At 37.9% G+C, this 17,619-nt stretch carries 18 protein-coding genes; 11 read left to right on the plus strand and 7 right to left on the minus strand.

All coding sequences use genetic code 11. The features are described from left to right. Nucleotides 1–128: 128 nt before the first annotated feature. The 6 genes from P8610_RS06660 to P8610_RS06685 all read left to right on the plus strand — a co-directional run bounded on the left by P8610_RS06660 (nucleotide 129) and on the right by P8610_RS06685 (nucleotide 5,578). Nucleotides 129–803, plus strand: a complete 675-nt coding sequence (locus tag P8610_RS06660; RefSeq protein ID WP_394603668.1) for a GntR family transcriptional regulator — start codon at nucleotides 129–131, stop codon at nucleotides 801–803. Between the two features lie 103 nt (nucleotides 804–906). Beyond that, a complete protein-coding gene (locus P8610_RS06665) occupies nucleotides 907–1,473 on the plus strand; it encodes a cysteine dioxygenase (RefSeq protein WP_394603669.1) in 567 nt (188 codons plus the stop codon). A gap of 128 nt (nucleotides 1,474–1,601) precedes the next feature. Next, on the plus strand, nucleotides 1,602–3,107 hold the full coding sequence (locus tag P8610_RS06670) for a spore germination protein (protein WP_394603670.1): 1,506 nt from the start codon (nucleotides 1,602–1,604) through the stop codon (nucleotides 3,105–3,107). Then, a complete protein-coding gene (locus P8610_RS06675) occupies nucleotides 3,104–4,315 on the plus strand; it encodes a Ger(x)C family spore germination protein (RefSeq protein WP_394603671.1) in 1,212 nt (403 codons plus the stop codon). Before P8610_RS06670 ends, P8610_RS06675 begins: the two co-directional genes overlap by 4 nt. Beyond that, entirely contained in the window at nucleotides 4,302–4,460 is a 159-nt protein-coding gene (locus tag P8610_RS06680) for a hypothetical protein (RefSeq protein WP_394603672.1), read from the plus strand. The genes P8610_RS06675 and P8610_RS06680 overlap by 14 nt, the downstream gene beginning before the upstream one ends. Nucleotides 4,461–4,462: 2 nt before the next feature. Further along, nucleotides 4,463–5,578 (plus strand): GerAB/ArcD/ProY family transporter, encoded by a 1,116-nt coding sequence (locus tag P8610_RS06685; RefSeq protein ID WP_394603673.1) that lies wholly within the window; start codon nucleotides 4,463–4,465, stop codon nucleotides 5,576–5,578. Here P8610_RS06685 and P8610_RS06690 read toward each other — a convergent pair. Then, the gene (locus tag P8610_RS06690; protein WP_394603674.1) at nucleotides 5,566–7,404 is read right to left on the minus strand and encodes a terpene cyclase/mutase family protein; all 1,839 of its coding nucleotides are present in this window, start codon (nucleotides 7,402–7,404) and stop codon (nucleotides 5,566–5,568) included. The two genes, P8610_RS06685 and P8610_RS06690, sit on opposite strands and share 13 nt — an antisense overlap. Before the next feature lie 149 nt (nucleotides 7,405–7,553). On the opposite strand from P8610_RS06690, the gene msrA reads away from it, so the two are divergent. Next, nucleotides 7,554–8,078 (plus strand): peptide-methionine (S)-S-oxide reductase MsrA, encoded by a 525-nt coding sequence (gene msrA / locus P8610_RS06695; RefSeq protein ID WP_394603675.1) that lies wholly within the window; start codon nucleotides 7,554–7,556, stop codon nucleotides 8,076–8,078. Nucleotides 8,079–8,197: 119 nt separating this feature from the next. On the opposite strand, the gene P8610_RS06700 is transcribed toward msrA, so the two are convergent. Continuing rightward, entirely contained in the window at nucleotides 8,198–8,713 is a 516-nt protein-coding gene (locus P8610_RS06700; protein WP_394603677.1) for a TetR/AcrR family transcriptional regulator, read from the minus strand. A 95-nt stretch (nucleotides 8,714–8,808) separates the two neighbouring features. Between P8610_RS06700 and P8610_RS06705 the strand changes: the two genes are divergently transcribed. Then, a complete protein-coding gene (locus tag P8610_RS06705; RefSeq protein WP_289495395.1) occupies nucleotides 8,809–9,153 on the plus strand; it encodes a VOC family protein in 345 nt (114 codons plus the stop codon). A 35-nt stretch (nucleotides 9,154–9,188) separates the two neighbouring features. Here the strand turns inward: P8610_RS06705 and P8610_RS06710 are convergent, their stop codons facing one another. Together P8610_RS06710 and P8610_RS06715 are read right to left on the minus strand one after the other, a co-directional pair. Further along, the gene (locus tag P8610_RS06710; protein ID WP_394603678.1) at nucleotides 9,189–9,896 is read right to left on the minus strand and encodes a DUF421 domain-containing protein; all 708 of its coding nucleotides are present in this window, start codon (nucleotides 9,894–9,896) and stop codon (nucleotides 9,189–9,191) included. 174 nt (nucleotides 9,897–10,070) lie between these two features. Next, nucleotides 10,071–10,250, minus strand: coding sequence for a hypothetical protein (locus tag P8610_RS06715; protein ID WP_289495397.1), 180 nt, complete (start codon nucleotides 10,248–10,250; stop codon nucleotides 10,071–10,073). 36 nt (nucleotides 10,251–10,286) lie between these two features. Here P8610_RS06715 and P8610_RS06720 point away from each other — a divergent pair, with 36 nt between their 5' ends. The 3 genes from P8610_RS06720 to P8610_RS06730 all read left to right on the plus strand — a co-directional run bounded on the left by P8610_RS06720 (nucleotide 10,287) and on the right by P8610_RS06730 (nucleotide 13,599). Beyond that, the gene (locus P8610_RS06720; protein WP_394603679.1) at nucleotides 10,287–10,895 is read left to right on the plus strand and encodes a LysE/ArgO family amino acid transporter; all 609 of its coding nucleotides are present in this window, start codon (nucleotides 10,287–10,289) and stop codon (nucleotides 10,893–10,895) included. Between the two features lie 160 nt (nucleotides 10,896–11,055). Then, nucleotides 11,056–12,420: an LVIVD repeat-containing protein gene (locus tag P8610_RS06725; RefSeq protein ID WP_394603680.1), complete on the plus strand. Its 1,365-nt coding sequence runs from the start codon at nucleotides 11,056–11,058 to the stop codon at nucleotides 12,418–12,420. Between the two features lie 117 nt (nucleotides 12,421–12,537). Further along, the gene (locus tag P8610_RS06730) at nucleotides 12,538–13,599 is read left to right on the plus strand and encodes a P1 family peptidase (protein ID WP_394603681.1); all 1,062 of its coding nucleotides are present in this window, start codon (nucleotides 12,538–12,540) and stop codon (nucleotides 13,597–13,599) included. Between the two features lie 277 nt (nucleotides 13,600–13,876). On the opposite strand, the gene P8610_RS06735 is transcribed toward P8610_RS06730, so the two are convergent. From P8610_RS06735 to P8610_RS06745, 3 genes are read right to left on the minus strand one after another with little or no spacing between them, the layout of a single operon-like run. Further along, the gene (locus P8610_RS06735) at nucleotides 13,877–15,223 is read right to left on the minus strand and encodes a GntP family permease (RefSeq protein ID WP_394603682.1); all 1,347 of its coding nucleotides are present in this window, start codon (nucleotides 15,221–15,223) and stop codon (nucleotides 13,877–13,879) included. An 18-nt stretch (nucleotides 15,224–15,241) separates the two neighbouring features. Then, nucleotides 15,242–16,780, minus strand: a complete 1,539-nt coding sequence (gene gntK, locus P8610_RS06740) for a gluconokinase (RefSeq protein WP_394603911.1) — start codon at nucleotides 16,778–16,780, stop codon at nucleotides 15,242–15,244. A 43-nt stretch (nucleotides 16,781–16,823) separates the two neighbouring features. Beyond that, nucleotides 16,824–17,555, minus strand: coding sequence for a GntR family transcriptional regulator (locus tag P8610_RS06745; protein ID WP_394603683.1), 732 nt, complete (start codon nucleotides 17,553–17,555; stop codon nucleotides 16,824–16,826). Nucleotides 17,556–17,619: the final 64 nt, after the last annotated feature.

A 17,619-nucleotide genomic window follows, 5' to 3' on the forward strand; every position in this document is an offset into this window, starting at 1 on the left:
GTAGGATAATATATCATAGGAAAATCCTTTGAACAAGATTGTTCTACAATATTGTTCAATAAATATTTGTAACACATATTCTCTATGTTAAAATAGGTTAAAAGAACGTATAGGCAGGTTAATAAAAAATGCGTAAAGAAACCGTAGAACAAAAGGTTTATCATTTAATAAAAAACGCAATTTTGCATCGGCAAATTGCCCCTGGTAATCAGTTGTTTGAAAGTGCCATAGCAGAGAAGGTTAATGCAAGCAGGACCCCAATTCGAAGCGCAATCATGAAGCTGGAATCAGAAGGGCTAGTGAATGTTATTCCTAATAAGGGAGCATTCATCGTGCAGCCAACGATCGAAGAAATGATCCAGGCATTTGAGATGAGAAAAGTCCTTGAGGAAATGGCGATTCAGAAAGGATTCTCCAATATTGGAGAGGGTGAAGTCCAGCAACTCAAACAGCTCCTTATTGAAATGAGAAATGCTTATTATGAACGAAACATCGTTCCTTATCAAGAGAAAAACAATGCTTTTCATTTTGTACTCGCAAAAGCAAGTGGCAACAGCTATTTAATTGAATTTATGGAGAAAATTTTGAGTCAGATCACAATTTATATGGTACTTTATGATGTCTTTAATGGAGATAGTGATGATGAAGAGCTAGATATCCTAGAACATGAGAAAATGATTAAACACATTGAAAGTGGAGAAAGAGAAAATCTGCAAACGTTACTTCTTCAACATCTTGATAATAGTTTAACAAAGCTGCAGCAGGATAAATTAAATTATCAGTCCCTTACAAGGTTGTTTTAAAGTAGTCTTACATAAGAGACAAGTCTGCGTTCATACATATGAAAGTAGTTTTGTATGTCGTTTTACTGACTTTAGAGGAAATGGCCTAAAGGAGTTGGTTGAAATGGAAACGCTTCATAAGACAATGAACGTGTTGGATGCATTAAACAATCCTTCAAAAAAAGAACTTAGAGAGGCACTTATTTCTCTAGACATTGGGTTAAAGGATATAAGATCGAATCTGAAATCCTCAAAAGGAAAACCATACTTTAGAAAGCTCCTGTATCAGAATGAAGAAGTGGAATTGTTAGTGATGAATTGGTCTCAGGTTGAATGTGCGCCACATAATCATGGTAATTCCCAAGGGTGGATCAAAGTTCTGAATGGCTCTTCTCTGAACACCGTTTATGAAGTCAATGAAAACGGTTTGCCTTCAGAGTTATTTGCAAAGGTCCATACAAAAGGGGATTTATTTTACGCACCTAAAAAAGGTGTTCATAAAATGAAAGCTGAAGAGGAAAGCGATTTAGTTACACTGCACCTCTATTCTCCACCTATCAGTGGCATGATGGTCTATGATCTTAAAAAATGTGCCGTATGTGTTGTTTCAGATGATTGCGGAGCATGGTGGCCAGATGAGCAACGGCAAAAGTTAAAAGAAATTCAATTAAAAAATGATGTATTGGCCTAGTTTCAAAATTAAGCACCTGTCCATTTTAGACAGGTGCTTTTTCATGCGGTTAAACCGTATCTTGCTGTATAAAACCTCATTTAATTACAAAAGCTGAGAACATCATTTAGGAAGAAGGAGGGGTAGAGATGAGTCAGCAATTTTTCAAAAGAAAACGGCATTATACAGAATCATCGGAAACTGAAAAATATGAACACCTTCTCGTATCCTCTGATCTTAAAACGAATTTAATAGAGATAGAGAACATATTAGGAGACAGCATTGATGTAAAAATCGTTCAATTTATGGAGCTGCCAATCCCGTTTGCTATTTGCTATATCGAGGGATTAATCAACAAACAGCAGCTTGAGCTCTCTATCATTGAACCAATTAAAAGCTGGCAACTAAAAGATACAACACTACAGCCGATAGATCTTGTCCACCAAACAGAAGTATCTGCTGTGATAAGCACATGCGATCATTTCAACTTGATCGTTACTCCGGTGTTAAAAGGCCAAGCGATTATTTTTGTTGATGGTGTGAATCAAGCATATTCTATTCCACTCGAAACATGGGAGACACGGGGAGTAGAAGAGCCGGAAGCACAAACGATGGTCCGAGGCCCGCGTGAAGGATTTATTGAAACACTTCAAACGAATACAACGTTGCTTAGAAGAAGAATATCTAATCCAACATTACGATTTAAGCCTTTTGAAGTGGGAAAGATCACGAAAACAACGATTTTAGTTTCATATCTAGAAAGTCAGGTCGATCAAGAAGTTTTACAAGAAGTGATCAAGCGAGTAACGAATTTGAATACAGATAAAATTTTTGAAAGTGGAATGCTTGAAGAGTTAATTGACGAAAATGGTTATTCACCTTTTCCTACCTTCCAATCCACAGAACGACCAGATGTTGCTGCGGCTGCATTAACAGAAGGAAACGTTGTGATTATGTTTGAGGGAACACCATTTGTACTTATAACACCAACCACATTTATCTCCTTTTTTCAAGCAGCTGAAGATTATTACCACCATTTTGATCTATCAAGCTTTATTCGTTTTATTCGCGTACTTTCATTCATGATATCGTTAGCACTTCCTGCGACATATATTGCGGTCACTACATTTCATCACGAATTGATTCCTACAAATCTTCTTGTCAGTCTGGCTGCACAAAGAGAGGGAGTACCTTTTCCTGCTTTTGTAGAGGCACTTGTTATGGAGACGATCTTTGAAATTCTGCGTGAAGCGGGAATACGAATGCCACGACCCATTGGATCGGCGGTATCTATCGTAGGAGCTATCGTAATTGGTGAATCTGCTGTAGCTGCAGGTCTTGTTTCACCAGCGATTGTAATTGTCGTATCATTGACAGCGATATCAAGTTTCGTATCCCCATATTATGCTTTTAGTGGTGCTGCTCGTTTGCTTCGTTTCGTCTTAATGATATTAGCAGCAACGACAGGTATCTTCGGGATGATCTTTTTTATGCTGGGTCTGCTCATTCATTTGTGTTCATTGACGTCCATGGGGAAACCTTATTTTACACCGTTAGCTCCTTTTCAATCGGGAAAACAAAAGGACAGCCTGCTCCGCCTTCCTTTATGGTGGACTCAAACCAAACTGCATAGAAAACGGGTTAACAAATCATGAGGAGATGGAACGTTTTCGTTATAATAATCTCATTATCTCTGTTGATTTCAGGATGCGCTGGAAGAGTTGAACTCAATGAACTTTTAATTGTTTCTTCTATAGGTATTGATTATAAAAAGAATAAAACGATTGTTCATTTTCAAGTAGTAAATGCTGGAGGAACTGCAGGTGGACAAGGTGGAGGACCGATAGGAGGTTCTGGAGGATCCGTTTACACCTATACGGTTGCAGGAGAAACAATTTATGACGCAGTCGAAAAAGGAAGAAATATTTTACCGAGAAGATTACTTTTTTCACATATTACAAGTGTCATTATTGGTGAAAAGTATGCAAGGAAGAAAGGAATCGCACCTATCTTTGATTTTATGGAGCGGAACCATGAAGTAAGGGATAATATCATCATGTTTGTGGCAAAGAATTCTACCGCAAAAGATATACTTTCGCTGTATACACCAATCTTCAAAAATCCGGGTGAGTCCTTAAAAAACAGAGTGAGATTAGCCGCCACATCTACTGGAATCTCAGAAGGCATTAAAGAAAAAGACATAGTTCGCTGGCGTTATGGAGAGTTTCGCGATCCTGTTATTCAAGGTGTAGAAATCGTGAAATTTAGTGGAAATCAAGATGATACCTCCAATTTAGAGAATATAGATGCCAATGATAAGACCTACCGGATTTCAGGCTTGGCCGTATTTAATAAGGATAAAATGGTGACTTGGCTTAATAACGACCAAACGAGAGGATGGTCGATTATAAATCAAAGAGTGAAAGATATTTTTATTATGAGTCACAAATGTGATAGTAAAAAAGGAAACGTAGGTTTTATGGTGAAAAACGTTGATGCCAAAACAAAGGTTAATTATGTTGATGGTCAATTAAAATATGTGGTAAATGTTAAGGGGAAAGCGAACTTACAAGAAGTAACATGTGCGGTGGATGTTGGTGATCCAAAGAGTCTTCTTTTAATGGAAAAAAGAATTAATGAAGAATTATCTAGTCACATTGTGAGCACAGTAAAAGAAGCACAGGAAAAAAAGACGGATATCTTTGGATTTGGGAAGTTGTTTTATAATAAATACCCTAACGTTTGGGAGAAATACAAAGGGAATTGGAAAGAAGAATTCGCGAATGTAGAACTTCAAACGAATGTTTCCATAAAACTTGAATCAGTAGGAGCGAGGGTGGAAACCATCCATGAACAAAAATAAATCGTATCATATAACGCTTACCACATTTTGGATCTTCTCGATGGTTTATTTGGCCAGTTTCCTATCAAATAAACAGCTGCTTCCTTTTTCAAAATGGATTAATGCTCTGTATACACCCGTATATAAGATGATGTTTGGAGGTTAAGCATGAACCATACCATTAACCGCTGGCAGCTAGTTTTAATCGTAATCAGTTTCATAATGGGAAGTTCTTTATTAATGGCTCCAAACTTAACAGCCTTTTTCTCAGCTCAGGATGCTTGGCTTTCAATGATTTTGGCGGTTGTAATCGGGTTGTTGTTAAATATAATCTGGATCCTTATCCTTAAACGCTACGGGTTTCGTTCTATCTTTCGTTTAACCGAAGTAGCTGGAGGGAAGATCGTTGGAACTCTGTTAAATATTATCATTATCTTCTATGCTCTTCATTTAGCTTCCTATGTTGTTAGAAATCTAAGTAATTTTATGATTTCAAACGTTATCCCAGAATCAAGTCCATGGACCTTTCAGTTCATGATTCTCTTGTTGGCTATTTATTCTTGTTTTTATGGATTAAATAATATCGGTCGGGTAAATGAATTTTTAACACCATTCATGATTTTGTTTTTCATCGGTTCTTTAGCGATTACGTTGAATCAATTCAGATTTTCTCATATACAGCCTGTTTTTGAGCAAGGACTATTGAAGATTTCACAAGGCGCATATACGACAACGGGTTTTCCTTTTATCGAAATTATTTTGATGGGAAGTATGCTTACCTATGTGAAAAACAAAGAAAAACTAGCAAAGAATTATCTTTCTGGCTTTTTAATTGGAGGCATTGCTTTAATCATTACGGTATTTGCAGCTGTAGGTGTAGAAGGAGCATATATGGTTAAACGGCAAAGCTACCCAACTTATGAATTAATGAGAGACATTTCAGTCATTAATATTTTTGAAAGGGTAGAAGTTATTATAGGAGTTGTGTGGATTTTTGGCATACTCGTTAAAATCATTGTTTGTCTATTCACTGCTTTAAAAGGATTACAGCATATATCCAAGTTTTCTTCCTACCATCCTTTTTTACTTCCTGCAGGATTATTAATATGGGCGATGAGTAATCACCTTCACCCCAATTCTATGGAATTTACGGATTTTGTCGGACAGAATTGGACGTTATGGTGGTTTACGTTATACCTTATTTTACTCCTGGTTTTAGGTATTGGTATACTTCGAAAAAAAGATATAAAAAAGGAGCAAAAAAGAGAAAATCAAACAGAATAATAGGTTTTATAATAATGAGCAAGTGCTAGTAACGGCCAAATATGATCGTAACTGTGGTAATGAACATAAAATGCGCCTGGTAAGCCAGATCCTGTTGGATAGCTGGCCTTTTTGTTTTGTATCAACAGCCAATTAACTGCCTTCTCCATCTCAAGAGTAGGCTGTCTATGGATTGCCGTTAGTGCATTAAGCGCCCATGCGGTTTGGGAGGGTGTACTTGCATTTAACTTTACATATTTTCTTTGATTGTCACTAGCACATGATTCTCCCCAACCGCCATCTTCATTTTGTACATTGAATAACCATTGCTTTGCTTTTTGTATTTTTTTGGTCTCTGAATTTACGCCACAAGCCATCAGACCCGTAACTGCGGCCCACGTTCCGCAAACATAACAAACACCCCAGCGGCCATACCAGGAACCATCCTGTTCTTGGTTTGCAAAAAGCCAGTTCACTCCTTTTTTTATAGAGGCGTGATCTTGATTTAACCTATGAAATTTCCCTAAAAACTCCAGCGTTCTTCCCGTTATGTCTGGAGTGGAAGGATCAATCAAAGCATCTTTGGCATGCTTAATCGGCAGACTGCCAATTAAATAACGATTCGTGTTCTTCTCGAATGCTGCCCATCCGCCATCATCGTTCTGCATCGATAAAAGCCAGGCAAGTCCGCGATCATAACTTGATTGATAAAGGGAATGAGTTGGTTGAAACCGTGTGATCGTCCGAAGCGCAGCTTGTGTATCATCAATATCAGGGTGTTGTGTGTTGCCTACTGAGAAACCCCAGCCACCAGGTGCAGCATCCGGATTATGAACAGTCCAATCCCCATACTTTGTTTGCTGCTGTGATAACAAAAATTGTGAACCCTTTATAACTCTTGTATCTGTCATGGGTACACCCGCTTCAAGCAGCGTGTATAAAATGAGTGACGTGTCCCAAGTTGTGGAAGGAGAGTTTTGCAAGTGCAGATTTCCATCTACTTCACAAAACATGTTTAACAAGCCGGTGAGAGCGTTTTGGATAACTTTTGAAGAGCGTTTAAAACCTGAGGAAAGGAGACCATAAATCATAAAAATGGTCGTTAAACTATAGCTTAGCAGAGTTCCGTCAGGTTCAATATGGTTTTGGATATAAGACAAAATGTTCTCTTTCTTCAATTGAAGATAAGAGTCTCTAATGTTTAACACAGAAAATAAGTTCACCCAATCCTGCATGTGAGCACCTTCGTCTCCTTCTTCAATGAGATCCGATAGGTCAGGTGTAAATTTGGATCTAACCTTTTTCTTTTCTTCAACCATCAACAGTACAGGTGCAAAATGAGCCCTGGCATAGCTGCTAATATCATATCGATTTATTGGAGAATTGAGTGGAAGAGAAAATAGAATGGCTGGATCAAGTGGTAAATCTGGCCATTCGTACAATCCGTTCATTGCGAGAAAGACTTTTGTCAGGAGATCGGCTTTTTTCAAGCCGCCATTAACTTTAATAAAATCCTTCGCGGCAATGAGCTTATCATTATTTGCGCTATACTGCTGTGAATAAAGAAGTGCCGTATAGGCTTGTATGGTTGCAGACAAATTCGCAGGTTCCTCATCAGGATAGACACGCCATAAACCATCTGGAGATTGTTGGGAAAGTATCCGATCTGTGATTTCTCTAATCAATTTTTCGTTTCTATATTCTATCGTTCTTAACAGGATGAGCATATAAGCATCCGTAATCACGGAGTTTTCAAAGCAAAAACGCCAAGTTCCATCCGGTTTTTGAAGAGAAAGCAGATCATTACACCGTCTATATATTTCGTTTTCAAGTTTTGTGAAATCCATAACCATCACCGCACTTTTCCACATAGTGATTACAGTGTATGTACAGAAATGGTTATCCTATGAACAGGGAAGTTGAATCACTGTTATTTTTTATAAAATCACGTTAAAATCACTTTAACAATGAAGTTTTGTCATAGGAGGAATGGATTTTGAGCAATAAAGAACTTGCGACATTTGCTGGCGGTTGTTTCTGGTGCATGGTTAAACCATTTGATGAACTGCCTGGGATTCATAGTATTGTATCTGGATATACAGGTGGCCAAATTGAAAACCCATCTTACGAACAAATTAAAACGGGTAATACCGGGCACCGCGAAGCCGTACAAATTACATTCGATCCAGAGCTTTTCCCATATCAAAAATTATTAGATATGTACTGGCCGCAAATTGATCCGACAGATGATGAAGGTCAGTTTATTGATCGTGGAAGTCAGTACCGTACGGCGATCTTTTATCATACAGAGGAACAAAAGAAACTAGCAGAGAAATCACGTAAGGAAATAGAAGAAAGCGGCCGCTTCAAAAAGCCGATCGTAACGGAGATTTTGCCAGCTAGTGAGTTTTATGAAGCAGAAGAGTATCATCAGGACTTTTACAAAAAGAACCCTAAAGCTTATAAAGAAGAACGTGAAACATCTGGTAGGGACACGTTCATTAACGAAAACTGGAAGTAGGATATCATAATAATATTATGTAAACTTAAAAAGAGACTTTAGATAAGTCTCTTTTTTGTATAAGGTAATTAGGATATATAGCATAAATGGAAATTGGAAAGTTAACCGTGATTATTAATCTAGATCATCTTCTCGCTAAACCAATTTAACGCTTTTTTTGCATCTTCGGGTGACATACCTTGAGATACATTTTTTAAGGCAGACCGCCACACGGAAGAAAGAAGAACTTCTACTCCTTCTACTAAGTTCTCTCCTAAAATTTCTTTGAACAGGATGGCTACTAGGTCTCGATTAGAGCTATAATCGGGCTCACTTAGTAGTGTGCACACATTTAGTTTTACAGCAGCATTAAAACCTACCAGCATTGCCGATTTAAGTGACGTTAATGAATCGTCATGAACTTCTGCTGCACCTTCCATTCTGCTTGTTATTCTTCTTTCAATCTCTTCGCGTACAACTTTATACAGTTCTATCTTATTACCGAAATGATGATAAAGAGCTCCAGTTGTTACGCCTATAGACTTAGCAAGTTGTTGAACATTTACTCCTTCATAGCCGTGCATACCAAACTCTTGTACCGCTTGGTTTAATATTTTCTCTCTAACTGTACCTGGAATTGGAATATTCGACTTCATGATTAGATTATATCATGTTGACACATTAACGTAAATGATTTACGATTTACATAAATCGTTTATGTTCTAAAAAATGGAATAAGGAGCGTTGTCACATGAAATTAGTTTTTCATTCTCAACCAGTAAAAGATATGAAGAAAGCCGTGATTTTTTACCGTGATGTGTTAGGGATGGAAGAAGCTTGGAGAGAAGGAGATCATACAGTAGCTTTTAAGACAAATGCGGATACTCAAATCTTACTCGAAGATGATAATGGGGAACATGTATACGGGCCAGGTAGCGTTTTTTTAGTTGATAGTGTTGATAAATATTTTAATGAAAATAATCAAACGCTTTCTTTTGTCAAAGAACCATGCGATATCCCTCCAGGTCGATATGCAATTTTCAGTGACGATTCAGGAAACCCAATCAGAATAATTGATATGTCAAAAAGGTCTTGAAACCTTGTAAATCCTACAAGGTTTTTTTTCTGCTTTTATTCCACATCCAAAGGGGACTTAAGCTGATCATTATGTGTATCTATATAAAGTTTATCGTTGCTAGTTAATAACGCATAAACAACATTTTGGGTTGAGAGGCTGCGCTTGGTGAGTTCTGTATGCAGCCAACCCTTAGAAATGTTGTTTTCTTTTAAATTATTAAGTAAGATCTCACCATCCATGATTAACTCTATCGGGAGCTTAACTTCAGGCTTGTACATATTTAAGTCTTTACGTGTAACGTTAAGGTGCTGCTCTTTTTTCTTAACCGATAGCAGCCCGTTGTTTTCAACAAGAGCATAATCCACTTCATCAACAGAAAAGATATCTTTTTGCCTAAGTTGTTGATTCAAATAATCGAGTGTATAGCGCATTTTTTTCATGTTGTGTTCTAATATCTTGCCATTTTCTATCACGACAGTTGGATCACCAGCTACAAATTTTCGAGCTCTTTTACTTTTTAATGAAAGAAAAGCAGAAAGGTAGATCAAGACAACAAAAATAAACAAACTAAAAAAGATATAGCGAGCTTTGATTTCAAGCGCAAATGAGAGGTTTGCTGTAACTGACCCAAGTGTTACAACTGCGATAAAGTCAAAGATCGTCATTCTGGAGACAGTATGTTTGCCTAGTACTCTGGCTGCCACATATAGGGCGATAAAAGCAACAATGGTACGTACCACAACATCTATATAAGTGTTCAAGTAGATCACTTCCAATAACCAGCATTATTTATCAATTATTATTCTTTTTATCCAAATAAATTGAATTTAAGACTGTACTCTAATATAGGATATAAGGATTTATGTTTTTCTAGACTTATCATTTAAACGAATACATAAAAAAACGCACAGAATACATCCTGTGCGCTTCAAACTTCACTTTTTGGTTTTCTTGTACTGATTCAACACATGGACCATGCCTTCTTCAATAAGTTCATTTGCTGGCTTATCCAGTTTTTTTGCTAAAGCCTTGATTTCTGAGTACAGTGAATGGCTTAGTGTCGTATTCACATTTTTTCGGTCATGATTTTTCTTTCGTATTTCACTCGTATACATCTAACTACCTCCACTTCAAAAGGAGTTGATTTTCAATTGTCTCATGCTCTAATTCATGGCATTCTTTTAGCTTTTGGACTAATCTTGCCATTAGGCGTACAAAATGTTTTCGTTTTTAACCAAGGTGCTCAACAACCATCATTCTGGAGAAGTCTTCCTGCTGTAGTAACTGCTGGGGTTTGTGACACCCTATTAATTGTGTTAGCTGTAACAGGGATATCCGCTATTATTACTGCTTTTAGCACGCTGAAATTGTTATTCATGGTTATTGGTATTTTCTTTTTATTGTATATGGGGTGGTCGATTTGGTCTAGCAAAACGAACCCGGAAACCTCTCAATCTAGTATGCAGCCGAAACAGCAAGTCATTTTCGCCGCAACTGTATCCCTTTTAAATCCGCACGCTATTTTAGATACCATTGGTGTGATAGGTACGAGTTCACTCGCCTATTCAGGATCTGAAAGGCTAATGTTCACACTATCTTGTGTCGCAGTTTCATGGATCTGGTTTATAGGATTGGCATTAGCTGGAAGAACCATTGGGAGAATAGACACTGGTGGAACCATCTTAAGTCTAATTAATAAAGGATCAGCAATCATTATTTGGGGTATTGCCATATACCTAGCAACTATTATCTTTAAATAATCTAGTTCTTTAAGCATCCTCTGAAACGTTGAGATGCAACTTTCTACTTAAAAATACTAAAAAACATAAATTGTTAAATCCTTCCTTTGGCTCTAGGTTGATTTGCTGAATTTTGTGATAATTTAATTCAGTAGCGAACTAAAATCACTGGGAGGTACATATGAACAGAAAATTTGTATTAAGTTTTAGTCTTGCAACGGCTTTAAGTATTGGAAGTATTGGTTCATTTGTTTTAGCTCATGATGAATTAGGATCGGATATTATTGAAAAGGGAACGGGTCCTGGTTATGAAGCCATTGAATCAACGATCGAAGGATCTCAAAGTTTTAACTGGAGGGAAGTAGCAGCTGTTCAAATCAAAGAAAAAGACGGCAAACAGAATAACACAGCTGACGTTTATGTACATAATGGTTTCGCCTATACAGGAACACATACGAAAAGCGGTGGTGAAGGCGGAGTTCGTGTTTGGGATGTTAAGGATCCATCAAATCCTAAAGAAGTAGCAGCTTTCGCAGACGATATTCCAGGTACATGGCAAGAAAAAGTAATTGTGAAACGTGTGAACACGAAACACTTTAAAGGTGACTTAGCCGTTGTTTCCGTTCAGCAACTTAATCGTAAAGCAGAAGACTCTGTTGGAGGTTTTCTTTTATATGACGTAACGAATCCATACCAGCCGAAAAAACTTGGCTTCTGGGAGCTTGATAAACGTGTTACAGGAACACATGAACTGTATTTGACCGAGCAGGGTGGGAAACCGTATGTTCTGACTGCAAATCCATACGCTGATTATTATACACATGGTGAGCAAAAGGACTTCCAAATGGTTGATGTGAGCAATCCAGCTTCACCACAAACGATTTATCAGTTTGATCCACGTGACTTACCAGAAGTGCCTGAGGATTTTGACGGCTATAACTGGACAGATTCGAATGGCAAGCAGCGTGCTGTATTCAACCACAGTACGATGGCTGATGTAAACGGTAAAACAGCTTATCTGTCTTTCTGGGACCTAGGTACAATCGTACTTGATTTGGAGAATCCAGAAAACCCAACTTATTTAGGAAGAACTACATTTAGTGCAACACAGCAAGGATCGGCTCACTCTGCTGCTCTTGCAAAAGGCGGAAATGTGTTGATCGAAACGCGTGAAGTGTATAATCCAACAAAAGCAGGCTATGAACAATCTTATGGGTATACACGTATTTTTGATATTAAGGACAAGACGAACCCTAAACTATTAAGTGAGTTTAAAACAGAGCTTGTAGACGATGTTCAATATGGAGTGACGTTTGCAAACACTGTTCATGATCCGAAAGTTCATGGCAATACGCTGTATCTTTCTCATTATGGCGGTGGAGTCCGCTCAGTTGATATCACAGACCCTAGCAATCCCGTAGAACTCGGTAAATATATCCCTGAAAAGTCAAACATCTGGGGTGTTGATGTAGCAGGTAACTATGTCTATGCTTCAGATATGGGAACAGGATTAAAAGTTCTTAAACTTACAAACGGGGAGCAATAAACAAACAAGATGAAAGATAACAAAAGTCCAATTCATTGAAATTGGGCTTTTTGTATGCAAATTTTTAGAACTAAGTGTAAGCTGTTTACAGATAATATGAAGAGAGTGAACTGTCATATGAATAAACAAAAGAGATTACGAGACTATGGAATAGGGATTGGACGTATGGAAGTAGGGACCTTGAACTCAATAACTGATGTTGAGGGGGTGACTGTCGGACATGTAACGTTAAGTAAAGGCAATATGCAGACAGGTGTAACAGCAATCGTGCCACACCAAGGAAATACGTTTAAAGAAAAACTAATTGCTTCCAGCCATGTTATTAATGGTTTTGGGAAAACGATGGGAACCATTCAAATGGAAGAACTGGGTGTGCTTGAAACACCTATTATACTAACGAATACGTTAAGTATCGGTACAGCCGCTGACGCACTCTTTCAATATATGCTAGAGAACAACCCTGAGATTGGCAGAACAACGGGTACCGTGAACCCAATTGTTGGAGAATGTAATGACATGCTGCTGAATGATATTAGAGGACAACACGTAAAAAAAGAACATGTATTTCAAGCTTTGCAAAATGCTTCAACTGAGTTTTTAGAAGGCAGTGTTGGTGCTGGAACAGGTATGCTTTGTTATTCTTTAAAAGGTGGAATCGGTACGTCATCAAGGCGTATACCATTAGATCATGGAGATTATACAATCGGTATACTTGTGCTTTCTAATTTTGGTATTCTGAGTGATCTGATGATAAAGGGACGAGCTATCGGTCTGGAATTGAAAGAGGCTCTTCTTAAGTCGTGGGAAGAAAAAGATAAGGGCTCAGTGATGGTTATTGTGGCAACGGATCTTCCTGTTTCTGAACGGCAGCTTAACCGAATAATAAAAAGATCTGTAGCAGGTTTGTCCAGAACAGGCTCAATCATAACCCATGGAAGCGGGGAAGTGGTTATTGGTTTTTCTACCGCTACTAAAATACCACATGATAAATCCGCTGACTGTTTAACGATTCCAACAATTCATGAAGAGGATATGGATATTGCATTTCGAGCAGTTGGGGAAGCGGTTGAAGAAGCTGTGTTGAATTCATTGATCACAGCTACACATGTTATAGGCAGAGATGGAAATGAACGACCTGCTTTCAAAGATTTATTGAAGGAATTTGATATGCAGTTATAGTAAAGCCAATTTTAGCTTAATAAAAGCCCTATCAGAAATATGATCTGATAGGGCTAAAAATATTTTCTATACAAGGTTGTTTACTAAAGGATTGTAGCTTTTAAATCTTTTTGTTCATTTACTTCTTTGACTAGTTGATCGGAGTGCAAGGTGTGAGACTCCTGCGGGACAGGCGGGCAGGTGAGACACTTAGAAGTGAAACGTTAAGAATGTGGCTCACCGCCTGCCCCGCGGAAAGCGAGCACCTGGAACGGAAATCAACTACTTTCAAATATCCTTATACAAACAAACTCAGTAATAAGATAAATCCTAAGCCGGCTACTGAAATAATGGTTTCTAGCAACGTCCAAGTTGCAAACGTTTCTTTCATACTTAAACCAAAATATTCTTTGAACATCCAGAAACCTGCATCATTGACATGTGAGGCTATCAAACTACCAGCTCCTGTTGCAAGTACAACTAACGCTAGATTAACATCAGTTTGGCCAAGCAATGGAATCACGAGCCCTGCGGTAGTTAAAGCTGCAACGGTTGCAGAACCTAAAGATATACGAAGGATGGCTGCAATCATCCATGCAAGTAGAATGGGTGAAAAGGTAGTGTCTTTAAATAAATCAGCTACATAGTTACCAACACCACCGTTAATGAGAACTTGTTTGAAAGCACCACCGCCCCCAATAATTAGAAGCATCATACCAATGTGTGTAATCGCTGTTGTACATGAATCCATAACGGTTTTGATCGGGATATTTCTTGCTAGTCCCATTGTATAGATGGCTACTAATAATGAGATCAACATGGAAGTAGAAGCATCACCTACAAAACGTACGATTTCAAATGTTTTGCTATCCGCGATTCCCATTGTGTTTTGAACCAAGGTAATAATGGTTGCGATAGACATTAAGATAACGGGAAGCATTGCTGTAAATACAGAGATACCAAATGAAGGTGTGTCTTCTAATTTAAATACTTTTTGTTCGCCAAGTGATGCAATATTACCGGTTTTATTAAATGAATCCGGAACAATTTTTTTAGCGATCATCGTAAATACTGGTCCTGCTAGAATAACAGTTGGAATCGCAATAATGAAACCGTAAAGCAGCACTTCACCAATGTTAGCACCAAATTCGCCCGCAATTACGGTTGGTCCTGGGTGAGGAGGCAAGAATCCATGAGTAACAGATAACGCAGCTACCATTGGAATACCGAGATAAAGAATAGAAACGCGTAATTGTTTTGAAATCGCGAATACGATTGGAATCAATAATACTAAACCAACTTCAAAAAATAGAGCAATACCGATAATGAATGAAGCAACAACGATCGCCCATTGAATTTTTTTCTCTCCAAATTTCTCAATTAAAGTAATGGCAATTCGTTGTGCACCGCCGGCATCAGCAATTAATTTACCTAACATGGCACCAAGTCCAAAAATTAATGCTAGATGGCCAAGTGTTCCGCCTAATCCCGCTTCAATAGATTTAACAATTTCGCCAAGCGGCATTCCAAGCGCTAACGCGACACCAAATGAAACGATGATTAATGAAATAAACGTGTTTAATTTGAAATACATGATTAATAGCAATAATGCTAAAATACCACAAGCTACAATAAATAATGGCATGATAAGATCCTCCTGATGTTATTTTTCTCTATTGCTTAAGGTTCTTTGATAAGCTGCAATACGTGTATAATCTTCTTCTAGTTTTCTAGATAAACTAATAAAGATCGGTAATAATTCTCTATACTCTTTTACGGCTTCTGCATTAGGTGTGTGTTTAAACGTACTGCCAATCATTTCAGAAGCGGCTTCAAATGACTCTATTTTTCCTGTAGCATATAAACCTAGAATACATGCGCCTAAACAGGAACTCTCAAAAACTTCGGGTACAGCCACTTCTGTATCAAATATGTCTGACATCATTTGACGCCAAATCTCCGAACGTGCGAACCCACCAGTTGCTTGAATACGGGTTACAGGCTCATCCATGCATTCTACTAATGCTAAGAACACAGTGTATAAATTGTAGATCACACCTTCTAAGGCAGCTCTTATCATATGTTCTTTTTTATGAGAAAGGGTTAGTCCGAAAAATGAACCTCGTACATCTGAATTCCATAATGGAGCACGTTCTCCAGCAAGGTAAGGGTGGAATAACAATCCATCAGCACCAGGTCTCACGCGTTCAGCAATCTTGGTTAGAATTTCGTAAGGGTCGATTCCTAATCGTTTTGCTGTTTCTAATTCCGATGCTGCAAATTCATCTCTAATCCACCGTAGGACAACGCCCCCATTGTTAACAGGCCCGCCGATTACCCAATGGTTTTCGGTTAGAGCATAGCAAAAGATCCTGCCTTTTTCGTCTGTCTGCGGCTGGTCAATGATAGTTCGAATGGCACCGCTTGTACCAATCGTGACAGCAATTTCCCCTTTGCCGATCGCATTGACTCCAAGGTTAGATAACACACCATCACTGGCTCCAATAATAAATGGTGTCTCTGGATTTATACCAATCTGTTTCGCTAAATCTATATGACAATTTGTAAAAACAGCAGTTGTAGGGACTAAGTTAGAGAGTCGATCACGTGTGATACCCGCTACGTTTAAGGCCTCTTCATCCCAATCCAACTTTTTTAAGTTCATTAAACCCATCGCCGAAGCTAAAGAATGATCAACAACATATTCATTAAACAACTTTTTGAAAATGTACTCTTTAATTCCTATATATTTTTTAGCATTGGCAGCAATTTCAGGTTGTTCATTTACAATCCATGAGATTTTGCTTAATGGACTCATCGGATGAATCGGTGTACCCGTTACTTTGTAAATTTCATGACCATTCAGTTCTTCTTTTATCTTCCTAGCCCAAGCTTCACTTCGATTATCTGCCCATGTAATGCAAGGTGTTAATGGCTGATCGTTATGATCCATCGCAATAACGCTATGCATGGCACTGCTAAATGAGATGAACAAAATCTCTTCAGGGGAGCACTTAGATTTTTTTAATACATTTGTAAGGGTTTGCAAAACTGTTTGAAAAATTTGTTCTGGATCTTGAACAGCTGTTGAAATATCAGGAGTATGAAGCGGGTAACCGATATTTTCTTGTGCAATCACCTCACCATTTTCACTAAACATAACAGCCTTCGTACTTGTGGTACCGATGTCGACTCCTACCATATAGCTTTTTCTTTGCTGTGTACCGTCGATATCTAACATTTGTTTACTCCTTTTCTTGCTCCCGTGCTCTTGATAGCATTTGTTGTGACATCCATAGATCATCTACTTTTCCTTGTACATCATCAAAGTTTTGATGCAGTGATTGAATCATGACGTCTCTGTTTTTTGAAGAAATCGCATCGATATATAATTCATGGTTTTTCATGATACGGGAAAGATCATCGTACTTTTCATTAAAATGCATGCGCATTGATAATAAAATGAAACTTTCCATTACTGGTTTTGTGTTATTCCAGATCATCGTTATGTAGGAATGATCGATAGCACGAATGATCGTTTCATGAAATAAGACATCCTGAAAGGCGAACTCTTCCGCGTCTTTGTATTTGATAGCAATTTGCATCATTTCTAAAATCTTGTTGAGCTCTGTCACTAATTCCGTAGTGTCCTTTTTAACAAGACGTTCAAAAACAAATGTCTCAATCATCAATCGGACATCGTATATTTCTTCAACTTCTTTTTCTGTTATTCCAGTGACGACTGCTCCCATGCGTTCTAATCGAATAAGATTTTCGTTTGCAAGAACCTTTAACGCTTCACGAATAGGTGAGCGGCTTACATTATATTCAGCAGCTAATTTATTTTCAGAGAGTATGGTACCGCTTTCAATTAGCCCAGAAATGATTCGCATTCTTAGCTCGCATGTTACACGCTCACCAGTTGAGGCTTTAGATAACCATTTTGCAGGATAAAGAGAATCCTTTGATTCATTCAATAAAATAACCTCCTTTAATAGAACGAGTATACTTGTATACAAGTATTATAGTACATGCTTATGA

It is taken from the genome of Fictibacillus sp. UD (assembly GCF_043558025.1).
In the GTDB taxonomy this organism is placed as follows: domain Bacteria; phylum Bacillota; class Bacilli; order Bacillales; family Fictibacillaceae; genus Fictibacillus.